The organism is Thauera sp. SDU_THAU2 (assembly GCF_038260575.1).
Classification (GTDB): Bacteria; Pseudomonadota; Gammaproteobacteria; order Burkholderiales; family Rhodocyclaceae; genus Thauera.
Map to the genome: position 1 here is coordinate 4,396,581 of NZ_JBBWUN010000003.1, position 21,563 is coordinate 4,418,143.

The window sequence follows — 21,563 nt, forward strand, 5'->3', positions numbered from 1 at the left end:
TAAACTGCCGCCGATTCCAGGCTTTCAGGAGTGCCATCCATGATTCAGGCCAGCATCGTCCCGGTCACCCCCTTCCAGCAGAATTGCAGCATCCTGTGGTGCGAGCGCACGAAAAAGGCGGCCGTCGTGGACCCCGGCGGCGACATCGAGCGCATCCTCGCCGCGGTGCAGGAGCTGGGTGTGACGGTCGACAAGATCCTGATCACCCATGGCCATATCGACCACGCCGGCGGCGCGGCAAAGCTGGCGCGCGAACTCGGGGTGCCGATCGAAGGCCCGCAGAAGGAAGACCGCTTCTGGATCGAAGGCATGGCGCAGCAGAGCAGGATGTTCGGCTTTCCGGACGTCGAGACCTTCGAGCCCGACCGCTGGCTGCACGACGGCGACACCGTCAGCATCGGCGACGAGCGCTTCGACGTCATCCACGCGCCCGGCCATACGCCCGGCCACGTCGTGTTCGTACACCCGGGGGCGCGTCTGGCCGTCGTCGGCGACGTGCTGTTCGCCGGCTCCATCGGCCGCACCGACTTCCCGCGCGGCGACCACCAGACCCTGATCCGCTCGATCCGCGACAAGCTGTTCCCGCTGGGCGACGACATCACCTTCATCCCGGGCCACGGTCCCACCTCGACTTTCGGCGAGGAGCGCGAGAGCAATCCTTTCGTCGGCGCTTATGGCTGAGGCCGACGAGCTGCGGCCGACGCGGGTGACCGGCCAGGGCGACCGGCCGGGTGCGGCTGACCGCTGCGGGCAACCGGACGCTTGCCCGCCCCGCTGATCCAGCGCAGTATTTCGCGGCCCGGCGCCCCGGGCAGGGCGCAGATAACCACAGCAGAGGTATGTCAGATGAGCAAGCAGGAAAACAACAAGAATCACCAGTGGCGTTTCTTCCGCTCGGGCGGATTCGACCAGGTCCTGATCGAGAACGTGGATGATCTGCGCCACCTCGGCGAACTCGACCAAAAGCTGTGGTCGGTTCTGGCCTGCCCGACGTCCGGCCTGGAATTCGACACCCGTACGCTGCAACTGCTCGACAGCGACGGCGACGGCAGCATCCGCGCGCCGGAGGTGATCGCGGCGGCGGACTGGCTCTGCGCCGTGCTCAAGACACCGGAGGTGCTGTTCCGCGCCGGCGACGGCCTGCCGCTGGAAGCGATCGCCGACGAACATCCCGAGGGCGCCAGGCTGCTGGCGACTGCCCGGAAAGTGCTCGCCTACATGGACAAGCCGGAGGCCGATTCGATCGAGGTGGCCGATTTCGCCGAACCCTCGCGCCTCTTTGCGCCCGGGCACGCCAACGGCGACGGCATCGTGCCCGCCGAGTTCGCCGCGAACGAAGCCCAGGCCGCCCTGATCGGCCTGATCATCGAGCATTTCGGCGCCGCCGAGGACCGCAGCGGCCAGCCCGGCGTCGATCTGGACAAGGTGTCGGTCTTCTTCGCCGCGGTGCAGGACGCCGTCGCCTGGCACGACCAGGCCGCAGCCAGCCCGGATACGGTACTGCCGCTGGGCGAGGGAACGGCCGATGCCGCCGCGGTGTTCGATGCGGTGCGCGCGAAGATCGAGGACTTCTTCACCCGTTGCCGCCTCGCTGCTTTCGACGGCCGTGCCGCCGATGCGCTGAACCCCGCCGACGAGGCCTATGCCGAACTGAGCCCGCAGGCGCTGGCCACCGACGCCGAAGGCGTGGCCGCGCTGCCGCTGGCCCAGGTCCGCGCCGACCGTGCGCTGCCGCTGGCAGACGGGCTCAACCCCGCCTGGCAGGCGCGCATCGTGGCGCTGCGCGATACGGTCGTGAAGCCCATCCTGGGCGAGCGCAGCGAACTGTCCCATGCCGAATGGCAGGACATCGCCGCCCGCTTCGATGCCTACCGTGCCTGGCTCGCCGCGCGGCCGGCGACGCCGGTCGCGGCGCTGGACGCCGGGCAGCTGCGTGAACTGCTCGCCGGCACGGCGCAAGCCGAGCTGACGGCGCTGATCGAGCGCGACCTGGCTGCCGAAACCGCCGCCGCCCAGGTCGATGCGCTCGAACGCTTGGTGCGCTACAAGCGCGACTTCGTTACCCTGCTGCGCAACTTCGTCACCCTCAGCGATTTCTACGGCGCTGGCGACAAGGCCATCTTCCAGGCCGGCACGCTGTATCTGGACCAGCGCAGTTGCGAGCTTTGCCTGCGCGTGCCGGACCTGGCGCGCCATGCCGCGCTCGCCCCTCTTTCCGGCACCTACCTCGTCTATTGCGAATGCGTGCGCCAGGGCGAGGCGCCGATGAACATCGTCGCGGCGATGACCGGCGGCGATGCCGACGAAATGATGGTGCCCGGCCGCAACGGCGTGTTCTACGACCGCCAGGGGCGCGACTGGCATGCCAGTGTGGTGCAGGTGGTCGAGGCGCCGATCAGCGTGCGCCAGGCCTTCTGGTCGCCCTACAAGCGCATCGCCCGCATGATCGGCGACCAGATCCAGAAGTTCGCCGCATCGCGCGACAAGGCGGTCGAGGACAAGGCCGCCGCGCGCGTCGCCGATGCCGGCGCGAAGGCCGAGGCGCCGGCACCCGCTGCCGCGCCGGCCTTCGACATCGCCAAGTTCGCCGGCATCTTCGCCGCCATCGGCCTCGCGCTGGGCGCGCTGGGCACCGCGCTGGCGGCGGTGGTCACCGGTTTCCTGTCGCTGCCGGCCTGGCAGATGCCGCTCGTCGTCGTCGGCATCATGCTGCTGATTTCCGGGCCGTCGATGCTGCTGGCCTGGCTCAAGCTGCGCCAGCGCAACCTCGGTCCGCTGCTCGATGCCAACGGCTGGGCGGTCAACACCCGCGCGCGCATCAACATCCCGTTCGGCGGCGCGCTGACCGGCGTGGCGAAGCTGCCGGCCGGCGCCTCGCGCACGATGGCCGACCCCTACGCGGAAAAGGAAACGCCGTGGGGCACCTGGCTGTTCCTGCTCGCCGTGGTGATCACGGCGCTGGTGCTGTGGCGCCAGGGCGTGTACGACAGCTTCTTCTCCCAGCCCGAAGCCGAGGCGCCGGTGGCGGAGGAAAGCGCTGCCGAGCCGGCTCCGGAAGCACCTGCCGCACCGCCGGCCGAAGGAGAATAAAGAGGGGAGGCCAAGCCCGGCTAGGATGGGTCGGGCCGCGCAGGTAGAGCGCAAGCGAAACCCATCGCACCGGGGCGAAGGCGAAGCCCGTCGATTCATCAGTTCCATCGGTGTCGATGGGTTTCGTCTCTGGTTCTACCTGCGCGATCAGAACGACTGTTGCGACGCTCGTCGGAGGCGCCGAACTGCGAACGAGGTTGCGACGCCGCTTTCACAGCAGCGTCATGGAGCGGATTTCTCAGACCCGCGCGCGGAACATCGGCAGACGCCAGCGGAAGCGTATCGCGCAAAGTCGCAGCAGCAGCGTGGTCAACCCGCCGGCCAGTGCCGCCCAGCCGGGGCCGACGCCCTGGGCAGCCAGTCCCAGCAGCAGCAAGGCACCCACCCAGGAAGCGGTCGCATACAGTTCGCCGGAAAACACCAGCGGCACTTCGTTGCACAACACGTCGCGCACGATGCCGCCGAACACGCCGGTGATCACGCCCATCAGGCTCGCCACCAGCCATGGCGCGCCCATCGCCAGCGCGGCCTGGGTGCCGGACACGGTGAATAGCGCCAGTCCGATCGCGTCGGGCAGCAGGAACAGCCGTGCCGGCAGCCGCACGCGGCGCACCAGCACGAAAGTCGCCAGTCCGGCGATCATCGCCGCGATCAGGTAGCTCTGGTCGGCGATCCAGAACACCGTGCGGTCGAGCAGCACGTCGCGCAGCGAGCCGCCGCCGAGCGAGGCCGCCAGCGCCACGACGACGATGCCGAACATGTCGAAAGGCTTGCGCCCGGCGTCGAGCACGCCGGCAGCCGCCTGGGCGGCGACGCCGGCGATGCCGATGCCGTAGAGGATGGATTCGATGCCTTGCATGCGGCGAGAGCATAGCATCGGCCGCAGCGCGGAGCAGTGGTGCGCGTCCGCCGCGGCATGAAGGCTCGCCGACCGAATTAAAACGACCGTTTGAATTCGGTCTCCGTGATGCTACAGTCGGTTTTTCCATCCTCGCACGACTTGCGAGAACACGCACAGGAGAACCGCAGATGAGCCTTCCCGCCAGCCTTCATGGCCGTTTCAGCGTGCCGGCGATCGCCGCGCCGATGTTCCTGGTGTCCGGCCCCGAACTGGTCATCGAGACCTGCAAGGCCGGCGTCGCCGGCACCTTCCCGGCGCTGAACGCACGCCCTGCGGCGCAGCTCGACGAATGGCTCACCCGCATCGATACCGAACTGGCCGCCTTCCGCGCCGCCAATCCCGCCGCGCCCTGCGCGCCGCACGGCGTCAATCTGATCCTGCATGCGTCGAACGCGCGCCTGAAGGAAGACCTCGCCACCCTGGTGCGCCATCGCGTGCCGATCGTCATCACCAGCCTGGGCAACCCCGCCGAAGTGGCCGAGGTGGTGCACGGCTACGGCGGCCTGGTGTTGTCGGACGTGGTGCATGCCTATCATGCGCGCAAGGCGATCGCGGCCGGCGTGGACGGCATCATCGCGGTGGCGGGCGGCGCCGGCGGCCATGCCGGTGTCCAGAGCACGATCAGCCTGGTGCGCGAGATCCGCGAATTCTGGGACGGCCTGCTGGTGGCCGCCGGGTCGATCTCTGACGGCGCGGCGATCCGTGCGGTCGAGGTGCTGGGCGCCGACCTGGCCTACATGGGCACGCGCTTCATCGCCACGCGCGAATCCATGGCGCAGCCGGAATACAAGCAGATGGTGGTCGAATCCACGCCGGCCGACATCGTCTACACCGACGCCATCTCCGGCGCCAACGCCAACTTCATGTGGCCCAGCCTGGAGCGCGCCGGCTACCGCCGCGAGGAACTGGCCGCAGGTTTCGGCAAGGGCAAGCTGCACGACCTGTCCGAAGAGGCCAAGGCCTGGCGCGACGTCTGGAGCGCAGGCCACGGCGTCGCCACCATCGACGACGTGCCGGCGACCGCCGAACTGGTGGCGCGGCTCGCCGCCGAATATCGCGCCGCCTGCGCCCTGCCGCCGAGCGCCACACTGGCGTTGGCCTGAGTTCCGCTCCTGCGGCGGACACACGGTTGCCGTCGGCGCCGTGCGCCGCCAGGCATGGTGACTACCGGGTGTCGGTGCTGGTGCCGGCACCGGCGCACGGGGCGGATCGGCTATGCTCTGCCCCCATGCTCGCCTTTCTCCAGGTCCTGTCCAGCGGAATCGCCATCGGCTGCGTATATGGCCTGGTGGCGCTGTCCTTCGTGCTGATCTTCAAGGCGACGCAGACGGTCAGCTTCATGCAGGGCGACCTGCTGATGCTGGGCGGTTTCGCCGGACTGGCGCTGCATCTGGCGGCCGGCTGGCCATTGGCGCTGGCGGCACTCGCGGCGGTGCTCGCGGTCGCGCTGCTCGGTGCCGGGCTCGAGCGTGCCGTGCTGCGCCGGACCATCGGCCAGCCGCACCTCGTCGCGGTGCTGCTGACCTTCGGTCTCGGCATGATGATGCGCGGCGGCATGGCCTCGGTGCCGGCGGCTGCGCAGGACATGTACCGCCTGCCGTTCGCCGCCGACACGCTCGTCCTCGGCCCGCTGGTGCTGGCTGCCAGCCATCTCTGGGTGATCGGCGCCACCGTGGTGCTGGCGCTGCTGCTCGCCGCCTTCTTCCGCCACACCCGTGCCGGGACCGCGCTGCGCGCCTGCGCCGAGGATGCGCGCAGCGCGGCGCTGATGGGTGTGCCGGTGGCGCGCATGCACACGCTGGCCTGGGCGCTGGGCGCCGGCCTGGCGGCGGTGGCCGGGCTGCTGCTGGCGCCGATTACCTTCGTGCATCTGAACATGGGCTTCATCGCGCTGAAGGCTTTCCCTGCCGCGGTGCTGGGCGGCCTCACCAGCCTGCCGGGCGCGCTGGCCGGCGGCGTGTTCCTCGGCGTGGCCGAGGCGCTGGCGGGCCTGGTGCTGCCCGAGGGCGCCAAGGACGTCGTGCCCTACGTGCTGCTGATGGCGGCACTGCTGCTGTTCCCGACCGGCCTCGCCGGCGGGTGTGGCGGCGGAGACGGGCGATGAGGCGGACGGCAGTGCTGCGCCCCGTGCTGGCCTGGGCGCTGCTGCTGGCGCTTGCGGTGGCTTGGCTGGGCGCCGATTTCGCCTTCGGCCAGGCGACGCTGGTGGCGACCTACGCGATCGCCGGCCTCGGTGCCGTCGTCGTCATCGGCCAGGCGGGGCAGATCGTGCTCGGCCAGGGCGCCTTCGTCGCGCTCGGCGCCTACGCCCAGGCGCTGTTGGTGCAGGCGGGCGTGGCGCCGCCGGCGGCCTTGCCGCTTGCCGCCGCGGCCGGCGCGCTGGGCGGTGCGCTGGCGAGCCTGCCGGCCGGGCGGCTCGGCGGCCTGTACTTCGGCATGAGCACGCTGGCTTTCGCACTGATCGTCGAAGAGCTGCTGGTGCGCTGGGAATCGCTGACGCATGGCGCGGCCGGCCTGGTCGTGCCGGCTTTCGGCCTTGCCGGCTGGACCGCCGGCACGCCGGCGGCGCAGGCCGCGATCAGCCTTGCCGTGCTGCTGGCGGTGCTGGCCGTGTGCGCGCGCCTGCTGGCCTCGCGCCTCGGCCGCGCATGGCGCGCGGTGCGCGAGGATGAAGCCGCCGCTGCCGCCTGCGGCATCGCCCCGGCTGCGGCGAAGCTGCGCGCCTTCGCCGTCGGCGGCGCGCTGTCGGGGCTGGCGGGCGGCTTGTATGCGCACTGGATCGGCTTCATCAGCCCCGAGCAGTTCGGCCTGGTGTTTTCTTTCGAACTGCTGATGCTGGCTTTCATCGGCGGCACCCGCCGCCTGGCGGGGGCGGCATGGGGCGCGCTGGTGGTGGTGGCGATCCCGCAACTGATCGCGGTGCTGCGCGATACCCTGCCCGGTGACTGGGCGCGCTCCGCCGGGCTGGAACTGATGCTGTTCGGCGCCGTGGTGGTCGGCGTGGTGCTGCTGCGGCCGCAGGGGCTGGCAGGCGGCAGCGGGCGCTGAAGCCGCGCCTCTTGTCCGCGGAAATGGATCGTCGGAGAATCCGCGCCTCGAGGCAGGCTCCGCCTGTGCCGCGCCACTCAGGAAACACGCCGTGATGAAACGTCTCCGCAGTCTCGCCCTTGCCCTGTCCGCCGTGATGGCGGGCGCACCTGCCCATGCCGCCGAAGCGGCCGGCGTCAGCGCGCGCGAGATCGTCGTCGGCCATGTTTCCGACCTGTCGGGACCGATCGCGATGCTCGGCACGCCGGTGCGCGACGGCATGCTGATGCGCTTCGACGAGGCCAATGCCGCGGGCGGCGTGCATGGCCGCATGCTGCGGCTGGTGGTGGAGGATGCCGGCTACGATCCCAAGCGCGGCGTGCTGGCGGCGCGCAAGCTGGTGCAGCGCGACAAGGCTTTCGCCTTCATCGCCACCATGGGCACGCCGGTGGTGATGGCGACGATGCCGGTGGTGCTCGACGCCGGCCGCCTGCACCTGTTCCCGTTCTCGCCGCACAAGGCCACCTACGAGCCGCTGCATCCGCTCAAGTTCCAGAATTTCGCCCCCTACCAGGACTACATGGAAGCGGCGACGCGGCACATGGTCGAGCGCGGCGACTACCGCCGCAGCTGCCTGCTGTACCAGGACGACGACTACGGCCAGGAAGTGATGCGCGGCGTCGAGGCCGGGCTGGGCAAGCTGGGGCGGCCGCTGGTCGAGCGCACCGGCTACAAGCGCGGCGCCACCGACTTGTCGAGCCAGGTCGCGCGCCTGCGCGCGGCCGACTGCGACCTGGTGGTGCTGGCGACGGTGGTGCGCGAGACGGTCGCGGCGATGGCCGAGGCGCGCCGCATCGGCTGGCAGGTCGACATGCTGGTGACGGCCTCGGGCTATTCGGCCCAGACCCACGAACTGGGCGGCGACACGGTCGAAGGCCTGTACGGCGTCAGTGTGCTGCCGCATCCTTATGCCGAAGGTGCCAATCTCTGGCTGGAGAGTTGGATCGCGCGCTATCGTGCGCGCTTCGGTGCCATGCCCAACGTCTGGAGCGTGATGGGCTACACCCTGGCCGACATGTTCGTGCGCACTGCCGAGGCCACCGGACGCGACTTGACGCCGGAAGCGTTCGCGCGCACCCTCGAACGCAGCGAATTCGCCGGTGATGCTTTCGGCAGCCCGAGCTACCGCTTCAGCACCGACGACCACCTCGGCAACCGCCACGGCCGGCTCGCGCAGATTCGCAATGGGCGCTGGGAGCTGATCACGGACTACCTGCGCTGACTCGCACTCCACCTGGCCAGATCCGGCCGGGTCAGGCGCCTGGCCAGGTCGAGCCGGCAGCAGCCCGCATTCATCCAGGAGCGCCGATGGCCCCCTCTGCTTCCCCTGCCAGTCCCCGCACCATCACCGTCGCCTTCACCGGCGCGTCCGGCCTGCCTTACGGCCTGCGCCTGGTCGAGTGCCTGCTGCGGGCGGGCCAGCGGGTCTGGCTGCTGTATTCGCAGGTGGCGCAGATCGTCGCCCGCCAGGAAATAGACTGGAACCTGCCGGCGCGGCCGGCCGAGGTCGAGGCCGAGCTGGCCGCCCGCTTCGGCGCCGCGCCCGGCCAGTTGCGCGTGTTCGGCCGCGAGGAATGGTTCGCGCCGCCGGCCTCCGGCTCCAATCCGCCGGATGCGATGGTGGTCTGCCCGTGCACGATGGCGACGCTGGCGGCGATCGCCGGCGGCCTGAGCCAGAACCTGATCGAGCGCGCTGCCGACGTCGTCATCAAGGAAGCACGCAAGCTGGTGCTGGTGCCGCGCGAAACGCCGTATTCGGCGATCCATCTCGAGAACATGCTCAAGCTCGCGAGGCTGGGGGTGTGCATCCTGCCGCCGAATCCCGGCTTCTACCACCATCCGCAAAGCGTGCAGGATCTGGTGGACTTCGTCGTCGCGCGCATCCTGGACCAACTGGGCGTGGAGCACCGGTTGATGGCGCGCTGGGGCGAGGAGGTGGAACGCGCGGGCGAGGCCGGCGAATGAGCTCCACGGCCGAAACGCAGCGGCTGCCGCTGTTTCCGCTCAAGACCGTGCTGTTTCCCGAAGGGATGCTGCCGCTGCGGGTGTTCGAGCCGCGCTACATGGACATGGTGACGCGCTGCATGCGCGAAGGCGCGGCTTTCGGCGTCTGCCTGATCGCCGCCGGCGAAGAGGTCGGCGAAGCCGCGGTGCCGCATCCGGTCGGTACCGAAGCGCACATCGAGCGCTGGGACATGGAGCAGGCCGGCCTGCTTACGCTGCTGGTGCGCGGCGGGCGGCGTTTCCGCGTGCTCGATCATGAAGTCGAGCGCGATGATCTGCTCGTCGCCGAAGTGGGCTGGCTGCCCGAACCGCCGCCGCAAGCCGTGCCTGCCGCCCAGCAGGATCTGCTGCCGCTGCTGCAGAGCATCGTGGCCGAGCTCGGCGAGCGCCTGCCGCCGCCGCACCGCTTCGACGATGCGGCCTGGGTCGGCGCACGCTATGCCGAACTGCTGCCGATCCCGCTGCTGGCCAAGCAGCGCCTGCTCGAGCTGGACGATGCGATCAGCCGGCTGGAGATCGTGCAGCGCTTCCTGAGGGAGCGCGGCCTGCTGCCGGGAATGGCCTGAGCGCGGCCGGCGCCGGGGCGCTCAGCCGGTGAATAGGTCGGGCGTCGCCAGCGCGTCGAGAATCCTGCGCACCGGTGTCGGCAGGGCGGCCTCGTCCAGCGCCGACAGCGGCACCCAGGCCAGCGCGTCGCCGTCCCGGGCACAGGGCCGCGTGTCGGTACGGAGCCGCAGCAGCACCGGCTGCATCTCCAGCACGAAATGGGTGAAAGTGTGGGTCAGGGCGCCGAGCGCCTGGGCGTCGACGGCGTCGAAGCCGAAATGCGAGCGTGCCCATGCGCTGGTATCGGCCAGTCTGGTCGGAACCTCGGCGGGAATCTCCGGCAGGCTCAGCAGCCCGCCCCAGATGCCCGCCGGCGGGCGGCGTTCCAGCATGACCGCCTCCCGGTGCAGGACCACCGCATAGCGGGCGCTGCGCCGCGGCACCGTTTTCTTCGGCCGCGGCGTCGGCAGTTCGCCGACCCGGTTGTCGCGCCGCGCGACGCAGTCGCCGGCGAACGGGCAGCGCTCGCAAGCCGGCTTGCCGCGGGTACAGAGCGTGGCGCCCAGATCCATCTGGGCCTGGATGTAGCGGCCGACCTCGTGCGCCGGCAGCAGCGATTCCGCCAGCGCCCACAACCGGTTCTCCACCGCCTTGTCGCCCGGAAAGCCTTCGACGCCGAAGATGCGGCATAGCACGCGCTTGACGTTGCCGTCGAGGATCGCCGCGCGCTCGCCATAGGCGAAGGCGGCGATCGCCGCTGCGGTCGAGCGGCCGATGCCCGGCAGTTCGGCGATTTCCGCCGCGCTGCGTGGAAACTCGCCGCCGTGCTCGGCCACGATGGCCTGTGCGGCACGATGCAGGTTGCGCGCACGGGCGTAGTAGCCCAGCCCGCTCCACAGCGCCATGACTTCTTCCACCGGCGCTGCCGCCAGGCTGGCGACGTCGGGAAAGCGCGCCAGGAAGCGCGCGTAATAGGGGATCACGGTATCGACCTGGGTCTGCTGCAGCATGATTTCGGACAGCCAGATCCGGTAGGGATCATGCCCGCCCTGCCAGGGCAGGTCGTGCCGGCCGTGGCTGCGCTGCCAGTTGATCAGGCGCTCGGCAAAATCGTTCATGTCACGGTTTTTCCTGTGTTTCTTGTCATGCATCATGGCGTCTGCCCTCGACGCGCCGGCCGCATGCGGCCATAATCCGCGGCTTCGCCAGCATTCCAACAGGCGCGGATCGCACCGCGACGTTTCGTCCATGACCCAGCAGACCGTCCCGCAGCCGGATTCCGGCGAGGATTTCTCCCGCCGCTTCCGCAACGCCCTCGGCATGTTCGCCACCGGGATCACGGTGGTGACCACCCGCACATCGGCGGGCGAGCCGATCGGCCTCACGGTGAATTCCTTCAATTCGGTTTCGCTCGAGCCGCCCCTGGTCGTCTGGAGCCTGTCGAACAGCCTGCCCAGCCGTGAGCTGTTCGAAGGGTGCGAATACTACGCCATCAACGTGCTGGCCGAAGGCCAGGCCGAGTTGTCGCAGCGCTTTGCCGGCCGCATGGGCGAGAAGTTCGCCGGGCTGGAGATCGACGAGGGGCCGGCAGGCGTGCCGCTGCTCAAGGGCTGCTGCGCCCGCTTCATCTGCCGCAACACCGTGCGCCATGCGGGGGGCGACCACATCGTGTTCATCAGCGAGGTGATTGGCTTCGATCGCGACGAGCGTGCCCCGCTGGTGTATTTCGGCGGCAATTATCGGCGCTTGGCGCCCTGAGCGGCCCTGGGGCGCGGCGGGTTTGCGCCGCCGCGCTTTTTCGGTGCTGCATCCGCCAGCTCGATGCGGCAGGGTGTTGCGGGGTCGAGCGCCAGCGCGAGCAGTAACAGGCGGTGCCGTGCGGCCTCGGGCGTTTCCGCAGCCTCGATGCAGGCTTCGCGGCAGAACGCGCCTTGCGGATGAAAATTCCAGGCATCGGCCGGCACGATCGCGCAGTCGGCGATCAGGCCCGCTTCGACGCGTACCCAGCACAGCAGCACGCCGCGCGCCGTACTGACGCGCGCCAGGCCGATGCCGGGTGCTGCCTGCGCCGCATCGAGCATCGGCGGCACATCGTCGGTGAAGGGGTAGCGCAGCCGGCTGGCGCAGTCGGCCAGGTCGATCGCCTTGGAGAACAGCCGCGCCGATACGCGGTGGCCGCGCTCGAGCAGCAGCCGCACCAGGGGCGACACGGTATGGCGCGCCAGGGGACCGGTTTCGGCGGGTTCGCCGGCGAAGGTCGGCCGGGTGACGAATTCGGCGGTGGGCCAGGTGCCGATGGCGGAAACCCAGGCTGCGGCGCTCAGCTTGCCCAGGATCGGTACGGCGTGCCCTTGGCGGGGCTGGGACGGGCCGAGATTGATCAGCTCGCGCAGCGCGGCGCCGAGGATGCCGCCTCTGTCGGCGCGTTCGGCGAATTCGGCCAGGCTGTGCGGCAGGCGGATGCTGTTGAAGAAACCACCCAGCATCTCGCGCGCGACCAGGTCGAGGATGTCGCCGCCGAGCTCGAAGCAGGACGCAGCGTCGGTCCGGGTGCTCAGCCGGCGGTGGAATTCGGCGTGGCGGCTCGGTCGGGCATCCATGTCCAGGCACAGCGGCCAGTCGATCAGCAGCTTCTGGAGATGATCGTCGGCAGCTTCGGCGGCAAGCTCGCGTTCGCTCGCGAGCAGGCTGTCGAGGTCGGGAGGCGGCAGGCCGAGTGCAGCGGCAGAGGCCGCGCCGAGCGCGTGGGCATGGGCGCGCTTGCTGTGGCCGAGCTGCTCGCCGAGGGCTGCGGCGGCGTCTTCGGGGGCAAGGCCGATGGCCAGCGTGCCCGGCGGCACCTGCTCCGGCATGGTGATCGTGATCGACACGACGCATCCGCCGCGGCGATGAGCAGTGATGCGGATGGACGGGTCGTGCGACATGAGGCCCTCGGGGCGCGTATTCCTTCGAGGCGCAAGGATAGCGCGGAAGTCCCCGGTCTGAGTCGCGCGGGTGTTGCCGCATGTGCCGCGTGCATGGAAGATGTCACGCATGTTTGCCGGGAAATGCTCCACAAGCTGCGACGGTGCTAGAATCCGCCGCGTAGATAGGACTTTCCAAACTCCACACACACCAATCGAGGAAAAGCATGAACAAAGGTGAATTCGTCGAAGCGCTGGCCGACCGTCTGGATGTTTCTCGCGCGCAAGCCGATCGTGCGTTGTCCGCCGTGCTCGACATCATCGCCGAGCAACTCGGCAAGGGTGAAAAAGTCGCGTTCACCGGCTTTGGCTCGTTCGAAGTCTCCGAACGCGCTGCCCGTACCGGCCGCAACCCGCAGACCGGTGCGACGATCGAAATCGCCGCATCCAGCGTGCCCAAGTTCACTGCCGGCGCCACGCTGAAGGCCGCGGTCAACAAGTAAGCAAGTTGTGCCCCGCGGGGGAGACCTCCGCCAGAACGGGTCTGAGCGCTGGGCGCCAGGCCCGTTTTTCTTGTATCGCGCCTGGCGCGCAGCGCTTTCCCTGTCAAGCACTTCCACCGTTTTTGGGCGACAGCGGCGAAGAAAAGCGCTATACTCCGCCGCGTTGTGCAATGCAGCAGCAGGGCCATGGAGCTTTTCGGTGCGGACGAGGGTGCCCGCCGACCTGGCCCGAGGGACTGTAACCACAGCCCCATCGCCCCCGACCTCCCGCCGAATTTCCATTCGTTCTTCCGATCGTCTGGCATCGTGACAACCGGTTGGTGCCGATGCGCGGTCCTTGCGGCCTCCGGCCGTCAAGACCAGCCACGCCCATCGCGTATTCGTTGCCCTTGCGACTCCGCACCGTTCCAGCCAGGCTGGCACGGTGCGGCGCGATGCCTTGAGCTTCCCTGCCGGGAAGCCCGAATCCGTGCGGCCTTCGCCAGATCGAGGCCGGCACGCCAGACACAGGACAAGAACATGAATTTCCACGACCTCGGCCTCGCCGCAGAACTTCTCCAGGCCGTCGAGCAGACCGGCTACACGACGCCGACGCCGGTGCAGATGCAGGCCATTCCGGCTGCCATCGCCGGCCGCGATCTGCTGGTTTCCAGCCACACCGGCAGTGGCAAGACCGCCGCGTTCACGCTGCCGGCCCTGCACCGCATCATCGACCGCCGCCCGGCGCAGGGCAGCGGCCCGCGCGTGCTGGTGCTGACGCCGACCCGTGAGCTCGCGCTGCAGGTCGAGAAAGCGGTGCAGACCTACGGCAAGGCGCTGCGCTGGCTTAGGACCGCCTGCCTCGTCGGCGGCGCGCCGATGTTCGCCCAGGTCAAGCAGCTGCAGCGCCAGTGCGACGTCGTCGTCGCCACCCCGGGCCGCCTGCTCGACCATCTGAACCGCCGCAAGCTCAAGCTCTCCGACGTCGAAGTGCTGATCCTCGACGAAGCCGACCGCATGCTCGACATGGGCTTCGCCGAAGACATCGACGCCATCGTCGCCGCCACTCCGGCCAAGCGCCAGACCCTGCTGTTCTCGGCCACGCTCGACGGCGTCGTCGGCAACATGGCCGCGCGCATGACGCGCGAGCCGCAGCGCATCGAGATCGAAGTCGCCAAGGAAGACCGCGGCCAGATCGAGCAGCGCCTGATGTTCGCCGACGACATCGGCCACAAGAGCCGCCTGCTCGAAGCCCTGCTCGGCGACGACAGCCTGCAGCAGGCGGTGGTGTTCACCGCCACCAAGAAGAGCGCCGACGAACTGTCGCTGTCGTTGCAGGAAAAGGGCATCGCCGCGGCCGCGCTGCACGGCGACATGCACCAGACCCAGCGCAACCGCACGCTGGACCGCCTGCGCCAGGGCCGCATCGGCGTGCTGGTGGCGACCGACGTCGCCGCGCGCGGCATCGACGTCGCCGGCATCAGCCACGTCATCAACTTCGACCCGCCGCGCCAGGCCGAAGATTATGTGCACCGCATCGGCCGCACCGGCCGTGCCGGCCGCGACGGTGTCGCGATCACGCTGTCGGGGCCGCGCGAAACCGGCCTGATCCGTGCCATCGAACGCTTCACCGGCGGCCGCCTGGAGTGCACACCATCCCCGGCATGGAGCCGGCGCTGCGCCGCCCGTCCGGCCCGCGCCCGGGCGGCAACGGTGGCCGCCGTTTCGGCAACGGCAACGGCGGCGGCTATGGCCGTCCGGGTGGCGACAGCCGCCGCAGCGCAGGCGGTTATGGTCGTGGTGACGGCCATGCCTCGCGCAACGAGCGCAGCCACGGCGGCCGTTTCGACCGCGGTTCGCGCGGCTGAGCTTGCGCTCGAGCTGACTCGGAGCACGGGCGGGCCGGAACGGCCCGGCCCGCGGCCTCAGGCGAACAGCGCTTCCAGGTTCACCGATTCGCGCCGGCCGACGTCTCGCCGATGGCGGCGTATCCAGTCGTCGGTCCGCGCGCGGCCGAGCTCGCGCAGGCGCAGCAGGAAGCGGGTGGAAGCGTTGAGCTTGCTGTCGCCGCCGATGTCGCCCAGTTCCCTGGCGTCGATGAGGTGGAAGCGCAGGCGCATCAGCTTGCGCTCCAGCCGTCCGCGCGGCAGCCAGCTGCTCGTTTCACTGACATAGCTGCGGGCATGCGCGATCATCCGCATTTCGCGCAGGAAGGTGGTGGAGAAACCCAGCTCCATGCTGCGTGCGGCGATGTCCGTGGCGCTGCGCGGCGCGTCGTCGCGCAGCAGCGGATTCAGCAGCACGAGCAGGACGTCCGGCGTCGTGCATTCGTACATCAGCGGATAGATCGCCGGGTTGGCGGTGAAGCCGCCGTCCCAGTACTGCTCGCCATCGATCTCGACGGCGTGGTGCAGCGTGGGCAGGCAGGCCGAAGCCAGCAGTGCATCCTCGCTCAGCTCGCGGGTGCGGAACAGGCGGACCTTGCCGGTGCGCACCTGAGTGGCCGCGAGGAAGAGCTTCAGCGGGCAGCTTCGCCGCAGGCGCTCGAAGTCGAACTGGGCACGCACCACGTCGCGCAGCGGGTTGAGCTCGAAAGGGTTGAGCTGGTAGGGCGAGAACAGCCGCGCCAGTCCCAGCATCATGTTCATCGGCGCCGGCAGGCCGCCGTCCTGCGCCGGATTCAGGCTGTGCATCAGGTCGAGATGGAAGGGCGTGCTGTCGCCCACCGCCGTCCAGAACGCCTCCAGCGCGGCACGCGCGCCTTCGGCGCCGCCGGTGGTCCAGCCCTGCGCCAGCGCCACCGCATTCATCGCGCCGGCACTGGTGCCGCTGACGCCGTCCAGCTGCCAGTCGTCTTCCAGCAGCCGGTCCAGCACGCCCCAGGTATAGGCGCCGTGCGCACCGCCGCCCTGCAGGGCGAGGCTGAGGGGAGGGGCCGGATCGCTGCGCCCGGCCCGCAATAGTTTGCCGAACATGAACACTCTCCCGGGCGATGGTTGACAGGGGATACCGATATTGTGCAGTGCACAATCTACACCACTGCCATCAATCGGGGTGGGTTTTGCTCATTGATGCGGGAGGGGCGCCTGCACAAGCTTTCTGCCCAGGCGCGGTTGCGCCGTCAGGTAGCCTTCTTCGAGCCTGCCCAGGATCAGGCCCGTGGGGTCGTAGAGGTAGCGGGTGTGGCGCGCATCAAGCCCGACTTCTTCGACCAGCCTGTCCAGCGCGTTATAGACGACTGCCAACACGGTTCTTCTGGACTGCACGGTATAGTCCTGCGTCGTTGGTCGAGCTCGCGTTCACCATGGCAGGCCGTACCCAAACCGCCTTGTTCTCCAACCGCCAAAAATGCCCGTCTCTGCGGTGCAAATCAGTTACTCAGGATCGTACCGCCAGTTCCCACGGTCCAAATCGAACGCCCTTCCTGCGCGAAACTAACCGAATTCAGATTCTTCGTGGTGCCACTCTGCTGCCTGAGCCAAGACTGACCACCATCGGTGGTTGCAAGAATCGTTCCTCCAAACCCAACTACCCAGCCTGAACGACCGTCTGGCATGAAACAAACCGACCGAAGATCGGCCGTCGTTCCACTTCGTTGCTGAACCCATGATCTCCCACCATCGGTCGTAGCCAGAATTGTCCCACCAAATCCGACGGCCCAGCCTGAACGCCCGTCCCGCATGAAGGTGACCGAATGGAGTTCCTTCGTTGTGCCACTCAGCTGCCGGGTCCAGGATCCACCACTATCGAAAGTGGCGAGAATAGTACCGCCAAAACCCACAGCCCAACCCGATTGGCCATCTGATGTAAAACTAACCGAACGCAGTTCGTTCAACGTGCCACTTCGCTGCGGTAGCCAATTTTCCCCGCCATCGCTGGTCGCTAGGATCGTACCGCCAAAACCCACGGCCCAGCCCGAACGACCATCCGAGGCAAATGTCACCGAACGAAGTTCGTTCGGTGTTCCACTTCGTTGACGAGTCCAGATTCTACCGCCATTGATCGTGGTAATAATCTCCCCACCAAACCCTACAGCCCAGCCGGAAAGTCCATTCGGCGCAAAGTACACAGATAGTAATTCGTTTGGCGTGCCGCTTTGCTGCCGGCCCCACGTCTGCCCGCCGTCCGTCGTTCCAAGAACCGTGCCGCCAAATCCCACCGCCCAACCCGAGCGGCCATTCAACATGAAAGTGACTGCATTAAGTTCAACAGGTGTGTCACTTTGCTGTACTACCCACGCCTCCGCACCGATCGCATTCAGAGGCAACAGCAGTATGGTAATTAATTTCTTAAACACCTCGACACCCCGAAAATATATTCCAACTCGCCGCATGATACCTTACATCATGCGGTGCCTCTCACTCAGTAAGAAATCACAGGTGGAACGCTAATCAAACATATGACATCATCGTTGATGATGTCTCACCCTGCAATAGCGGCAAGAGCTATTAAATCGCTGGTGAGACCATGTTTGAGCAGTATTCACGCTTACAGTGGTATTAGCACCTGCAGCACTGGCGAAAGGCTGGATGGTCGAAAGCATCGACTGGGCGCCATTGAAATCGACACTCAAGTGCTTATTGCCCGCAGCATTGGCGAGAGCAATCAGATCGCTTGAGCTCCAGGTCTGAGAAGTGTTCATGCTCGTCCTGGTGTTAGCACCAGCAGCGGTTACGAACGGTTTGACCGTCGACAGCATAGATTGAGCGCCATTGAAATCAAGGCTCAACTGTTTGTTGCCAGCGGCATTCGCCAACTCAACCAAGTCGTTAGAACTCCAAGTCTGGGAGGTGTTCATGCTTGTCGACGTATTGGCTCCGGCTGCTATAACGAACGGTTTGACAATCGACAGCATGGATTGAGCACCATTGAAATCGACACTCAGCAGCTTGCTGCCGGCAGCATTGGTCAAAGTGACCAAGTCGCTGGCGCTCCATGTCTGAGACGTGTTCATACTCGTCCTGGTATTGGCGCCGGCTGCCGTGAGAAATGGCTGAATAGTTGACAGCATGGACTGAAAAGCGTTGAAGTCGGCGCTCAACTGCTTGCTACCAACAGCGGTGGCGAGCGATACCAAATCATTTGAGCTCCAAACTTGAGTCTTGTACATGCTGGCACTGGTCTTCGAGCCTGAATTTGAAAAATAACTCTTCATCAAGCTCAATGGTGTCGGAAACGCATCAAATATCGCGCTCAAGCTCTTGTTGCCGGCCGCCGATTTAACGGATACCCATTCCGCCACACTAAAGGCCTGAGCCGTGTTGACGACTACTGTTGTATTCACTCCTGCTGCCGCAATCACATCCGCGACTTTAGCAGGATCAACCTGAGCGCCATTAAACGTAAGAATCAACTTCATGATTACCTCCTTGTTCTTAAAAAATACAAGAACGCGCCCATCACTCCGCATTCTTCGGTTGTCACGGTGCTGATCCTCACTCAGTATCATCGTGTGACGCCCGAACCGACCGTAGTAGGTGATGATTGCTGGCATCAATGGCTCTTACATAACACCTCATTGCTCAGATCCATACATGCCTAGTGAATATAATTATACCGCAATTATGCTATCGGCACTATCTGAGTACTGGTGGCCCACCCGCACTCGTTTGATTAAGCTCTCACTGCAGCCTGCGAGCCGTGCAGTTCCTGAGATCGATCGACCCGTGTTACGAAACACGATGATTCGCCTGTGGGCCAACTCGTCGGCCGGCCTGCCGCGGTACTTGCCTGCGTGTTTGGCCAACTTGACGCCTTGACGCTGACGCTCGCGACGCACTTCGGAGTCATCGCGTGCGATCTGCAATGCGAGCTTTAACAGTGTGTCCTGGACCGACTCCAGTCGACCCAAGTGACGCCGGTCGTGTCTGCTGCAAGCCCAGAAAGGTCCTACGGCACCAGGGATGCCAGCTTGGCGTCACATCGCGCTGGCGCTCGTGGACCATGCAGTGTTGATCGCTTTTGCGGGTACAGGAGAAAAAACACAGCTCGGCCTGATTGACTTGAGCGTGCCTGAATTGCGCAAGTTGCTGTCGTGCCTACTGCGGCACGCCAGTCGAAGCATTGGGCATGTACTGCACTGGTCCTAATGGCGAAGAAGGTGTCAGCACAGAGCCGCCCAAGCCCACTACCGCCGCAGAGGATTCTCTCCTCCTGAATAAAATCATCCACGGCCGTAGTATTACAGCATGCTCTCCAGAAACGCCCGCGTGCGCGGATGCTGCGGATCGGCGAAGAACGCCGCCGATGGCTGCGATTCGATCAACTTGCCGCCGTCCATGAAGGCCACGCGGCTGGCGACTTCGCGGGCGAAACCCATTTCGTGCGTGACCACCAGCATCGTCATGTGCTCGTCGGCGAGCTGGCGCATGGTGCGCAGCACTTCGCCGGTCAGCTCGGGGTCGAGCGCCGAGGTCGGCTCGTCGAACAGCATGATGTCGGGCGCCATCGCCAGCGCGCGGGCGATGGCGACGCGCTGCTTCTGGCCGCCGGACAGGCGCGAGGGGTAGGCGTCGCGCTTGTCGAGCAGGCCGACCTTCTTCAGCAGCTCCTCGGCCTTGGGCAGGATCGCCTCGCGCTTCATGCCCTTGACGGTGACCGGTGCCTCGATCACGTTCTGCAGCACGGTCAGGTGCGGGAACAGGTTGAAGTGCTGGAACACCATGCCCATGCGCGCGCAGATGCGGCGCACTTCGGCGTCGGCGACGTAGCGGGCGCGGCCGTGGCCATCGTTGGTCACCAGGGTGTCGCCCTCGATGTCGATGCGGCCGGCGTCGATGGTCTCGAGATGGTTCAGGCAGCGCAGGAAAGTGCTCTTGCCCGAGCCGGAGGGGCCGATCACCGCGATCAGCTTCGCCCTTGGCCAGCGTCAGCGACACGCCCTTGAGCACTTCGTGGCTGCCGAAGCGCTTGTGGATGTCGTCGGCGACAATCATCGGGCTCGTCATCGGACTTGCTGCCGAAGTGGCGATGGATGCGGCCTCAGTCATAGACGGCATGGCGTTTCTCCAGGCGCTGGAAGAACCAGGTCAGCACCAGGGTCATGAGCAGGTAGAAGGCGGCGGCGACCACGAAGGGGGTGATCGTGAAGTCGCGCTGGACGATGCCGCGCGCGGCGCGCAGCAGGTCGTTGAGGGCGAGCACGTAGATCAGCGAGGTGTCCTTGACCAGCGTGATGGTCTCGTTGCTCATCGGCGGCAGGATGCGCTTGACCACCTGCGGCAGCACGATGCGGCGCATGGTCTGGCCGTAGGAGAAGCCGAGCACCTTGGCGCCTTCGTACTGGCCGCGGTCGATCGACTGGATGCCGGCGCGGAAGATCTCGGCGAAGTAGGCGGCGTAGTTGAGCGCGAAGGCCACGATCGCCGCCGGGAAGTCGGGCAGGCGGATGCCGATCACCGGCACGAAGGGCAGCGCGAAGTAGATGAACAGCAGCTGCAGCATCAGCGGCGTGCCGCGCATCAGCCAGATGTAGCCATTGACCGCCTGGCTGGCGACGGTGAAGCGCGAGATGCGGATCAGCGCCAGCGCCAGCCCGAGCGGCACCGCCAGCGCCAGCGTGATGAAGAACAGCTTGAGGGTGACCAGCGAGCCTTCGGCAAGCGGTCCGATGATGCTGAGTACGTAGTCCATGCGGCCTGCCCGTCCGCCGGGCCGCGTTGCGGGTCCGGCGGGGTCGAAGAAGGAAAGGGACGGGGCGACCGGGACTTACTTGATGATGTCCTTGCCGAACCATTCGTTCGAGATGCGGGCGGCGCTGCCGTCGGCCTTCATCTCGTCCATGGCCTTCTGCAGCCGGGCCAGCAGTTCGGTGTCCTCCTTGCGCGTGCCGACGCCGAATTCCTCGGTGCCGAAGTGCTCGTCCAGCACCACGTAGTCGTCCGGCTTCTTGGCGGTGTAGTAGCGGCCGACGACTTCGTCGAGCACCACCGCGTCTAGGCGGCCGGTGGCGAGGTCCATCAGCGCGGTGACGTTGTCGCCGAAGCGCTTCAGCTCCTTGAACGAGCCGGAGATCGGGTCTTTCTGCACCGCGTCGATCGCGCTGCTGCCGTCCTGGATGCCGATGACCTTGCCGGCCAGTTCGGCCTTGGCCTTGATCGGCGAGCTGGCCGGCACCACGATGATCTGGTGGTTTTCCATGTAGGGCGTGGTGAAGCCGATGTTCTTGCGCCGCTCTTCGGTGATCGTCAGGCCGTTCCACAGCGCGTCGACGCGCTTGCCGTTCAGTTCAGCTTCCTTGGCGCTCCAGTCGATCGGCTTGAACTCGACGTCCACGCCGAGGCGCTTGGCGGCCTCGCGCGCCAGGTCGATGTCGAAGCCGACCAGTTCGTTCTTCTCGTTGCGGAAGCCCATCGGCGGGAAATTGTCGTCGAGGCCGACGACGATCTTCGCCGGTACGGCGGGCGCTGCGCCGGATTGTGCAGCCGGGGTGGCGTCGTTGTTGCCACAGCCGCCCAGCAGGGCACCGGCGGTGAGGGAGAGCATCAGCAGCGAGGAGAATTTCTTCATGGTCTTGCCCGAAAGAGTGATCGAGGGCGCACGGAAGCCTTG

General features: G+C 67.0%; 19 protein-coding genes and 2 pseudogenes. 11 read left to right on the plus strand and 10 right to left on the minus strand.

Annotated features, from left to right (window positions below):
* The first annotated feature begins 39 nt into the window (after positions 1 to 39).
* On the plus strand, positions 40 to 681 hold the full coding sequence (locus AAFL97_RS22240; protein ID WP_341646778.1) for an MBL fold metallo-hydrolase: 642 nt from the start codon (positions 40 to 42) through the stop codon (positions 679 to 681).
* A 165-nt stretch (positions 682 to 846) separates the two neighbouring features.
* Positions 847 to 3,090 (plus strand): hypothetical protein, encoded by a 2,244-nt coding sequence (locus AAFL97_RS22245; RefSeq protein WP_341646779.1) that lies wholly within the window; start codon positions 847 to 849, stop codon positions 3,088 to 3,090.
* A 238-nt stretch (positions 3,091 to 3,328) separates the two neighbouring features.
* Here the strand turns inward: AAFL97_RS22245 and AAFL97_RS22250 are convergent, their stop codons facing one another.
* Complete coding sequence (locus tag AAFL97_RS22250) at positions 3,329 to 3,949, minus strand: trimeric intracellular cation channel family protein (protein ID WP_341646780.1); 621 nt, start codon at positions 3,947 to 3,949, stop codon at positions 3,329 to 3,331.
* Between the two features lie 170 nt (positions 3,950 to 4,119).
* On the opposite strand from AAFL97_RS22250, the gene AAFL97_RS22255 reads away from it, so the two are divergent.
* From AAFL97_RS22255 to AAFL97_RS22280, 6 genes are all read left to right on the plus strand, one after another.
* Positions 4,120 to 5,094: an NAD(P)H-dependent flavin oxidoreductase gene (locus AAFL97_RS22255; RefSeq protein ID WP_341646781.1), complete on the plus strand. Its 975-nt coding sequence runs from the start codon at positions 4,120 to 4,122 to the stop codon at positions 5,092 to 5,094.
* 125 nt (positions 5,095 to 5,219) lie between these two features.
* Positions 5,220 to 6,095: a branched-chain amino acid ABC transporter permease gene (locus AAFL97_RS22260; protein WP_341646782.1), complete on the plus strand. Its 876-nt coding sequence runs from the start codon at positions 5,220 to 5,222 to the stop codon at positions 6,093 to 6,095.
* Positions 6,092 to 7,039 carry a branched-chain amino acid ABC transporter permease gene (locus AAFL97_RS22265; RefSeq protein WP_341646783.1) on the plus strand — a complete coding sequence of 316 codons (948 nt, stop codon included), beginning with the start codon at positions 6,092 to 6,094 and terminating at the stop codon, positions 7,037 to 7,039. The genes AAFL97_RS22260 and AAFL97_RS22265 overlap by 4 nt, the downstream gene beginning before the upstream one ends.
* 94 nt (positions 7,040 to 7,133) lie before the next feature.
* Positions 7,134 to 8,300, plus strand: a complete 1,167-nt coding sequence (locus tag AAFL97_RS22270; protein ID WP_341647220.1) for an ABC transporter substrate-binding protein — start codon at positions 7,134 to 7,136, stop codon at positions 8,298 to 8,300.
* Between the two features lie 86 nt (positions 8,301 to 8,386).
* On the plus strand, positions 8,387 to 9,043 hold the full coding sequence (locus tag AAFL97_RS22275) for a flavin prenyltransferase UbiX (RefSeq protein ID WP_341646784.1): 657 nt from the start codon (positions 8,387 to 8,389) through the stop codon (positions 9,041 to 9,043).
* Entirely contained in the window at positions 9,040 to 9,648 is a 609-nt protein-coding gene (locus tag AAFL97_RS22280; protein ID WP_341646785.1) for an LON peptidase substrate-binding domain-containing protein, read from the plus strand. The genes AAFL97_RS22275 and AAFL97_RS22280 overlap by 4 nt, the downstream gene beginning before the upstream one ends.
* Before the next feature lie 21 nt (positions 9,649 to 9,669).
* On the opposite strand, the gene mutY is transcribed toward AAFL97_RS22280, so the two are convergent.
* Positions 9,670 to 10,746, minus strand: coding sequence for an A/G-specific adenine glycosylase (gene mutY / locus AAFL97_RS22285; protein WP_341646786.1), 1,077 nt, complete (start codon positions 10,744 to 10,746; stop codon positions 9,670 to 9,672).
* 130 nt (positions 10,747 to 10,876) lie between these two features.
* Here mutY and AAFL97_RS22290 point away from each other — a divergent pair, with 130 nt between their 5' ends.
* Complete coding sequence (locus tag AAFL97_RS22290) at positions 10,877 to 11,386, plus strand: flavin reductase family protein (RefSeq protein ID WP_341646787.1); 510 nt, start codon at positions 10,877 to 10,879, stop codon at positions 11,384 to 11,386.
* On the opposite strand, the gene AAFL97_RS22295 is transcribed toward AAFL97_RS22290, so the two are convergent.
* Positions 11,365 to 12,552: a hypothetical protein gene (locus AAFL97_RS22295; RefSeq protein ID WP_341646788.1), complete on the minus strand. Its 1,188-nt coding sequence runs from the start codon at positions 12,550 to 12,552 to the stop codon at positions 11,365 to 11,367. The two genes, AAFL97_RS22290 and AAFL97_RS22295, sit on opposite strands and share 22 nt — an antisense overlap.
* Positions 12,553 to 12,716: 164 nt before the next feature.
* Between AAFL97_RS22295 and AAFL97_RS22300 the strand changes: the two genes are divergently transcribed.
* Together AAFL97_RS22300 and AAFL97_RS22305 are read left to right on the plus strand one after the other, a co-directional pair.
* Entirely contained in the window at positions 12,717 to 13,034 is a 318-nt protein-coding gene (locus AAFL97_RS22300) for an HU family DNA-binding protein (RefSeq protein ID WP_341647221.1), read from the plus strand.
* Positions 13,035 to 13,553: 519 nt separating this feature from the next.
* Positions 13,554 to 14,881 (plus strand): annotated as a pseudogene (locus AAFL97_RS22305) (DEAD/DEAH box helicase).
* 57 nt (positions 14,882 to 14,938) lie between these two features.
* Here the strand turns inward: AAFL97_RS22305 and AAFL97_RS22310 are convergent.
* From AAFL97_RS22310 to AAFL97_RS22340, 7 genes and pseudogenes are all read right to left on the minus strand, one after another.
* Positions 14,939 to 15,988, minus strand: a complete 1,050-nt coding sequence (locus AAFL97_RS22310; protein WP_341646789.1) for a patatin-like phospholipase family protein — start codon at positions 15,986 to 15,988, stop codon at positions 14,939 to 14,941.
* Between the two features lie 90 nt (positions 15,989 to 16,078).
* Positions 16,079 to 16,258, minus strand: coding sequence for a hypothetical protein (locus tag AAFL97_RS22315; RefSeq protein WP_341646790.1), 180 nt, complete (start codon positions 16,256 to 16,258; stop codon positions 16,079 to 16,081).
* Positions 16,259 to 16,383: 125 nt separating this feature from the next.
* A complete protein-coding gene (locus AAFL97_RS22320) occupies positions 16,384 to 17,310 on the minus strand; it encodes a WD40/YVTN/BNR-like repeat-containing protein (RefSeq protein ID WP_341646791.1) in 927 nt (308 codons plus the stop codon).
* Between the two features lie 108 nt (positions 17,311 to 17,418).
* Complete coding sequence (locus AAFL97_RS22325; RefSeq protein WP_341646792.1) at positions 17,419 to 18,372, minus strand: hypothetical protein; 954 nt, start codon at positions 18,370 to 18,372, stop codon at positions 17,419 to 17,421.
* Positions 18,373 to 19,194: 822 nt separating this feature from the next.
* A pseudogene (locus AAFL97_RS22330) lies at positions 19,195 to 19,948 on the minus strand (amino acid ABC transporter ATP-binding protein).
* A gap of 46 nt (positions 19,949 to 19,994) precedes the next feature.
* Positions 19,995 to 20,645 carry an amino acid ABC transporter permease gene (locus tag AAFL97_RS22335; RefSeq protein WP_263461466.1) on the minus strand — a complete coding sequence of 217 codons (651 nt, stop codon included), beginning with the start codon at positions 20,643 to 20,645 and terminating at the stop codon, positions 19,995 to 19,997.
* Between the two features lie 75 nt (positions 20,646 to 20,720).
* Entirely contained in the window at positions 20,721 to 21,521 is an 801-nt protein-coding gene (locus AAFL97_RS22340) for an amino acid ABC transporter substrate-binding protein (protein ID WP_341646793.1), read from the minus strand.
* Positions 21,522 to 21,563: the final 42 nt, after the last annotated feature.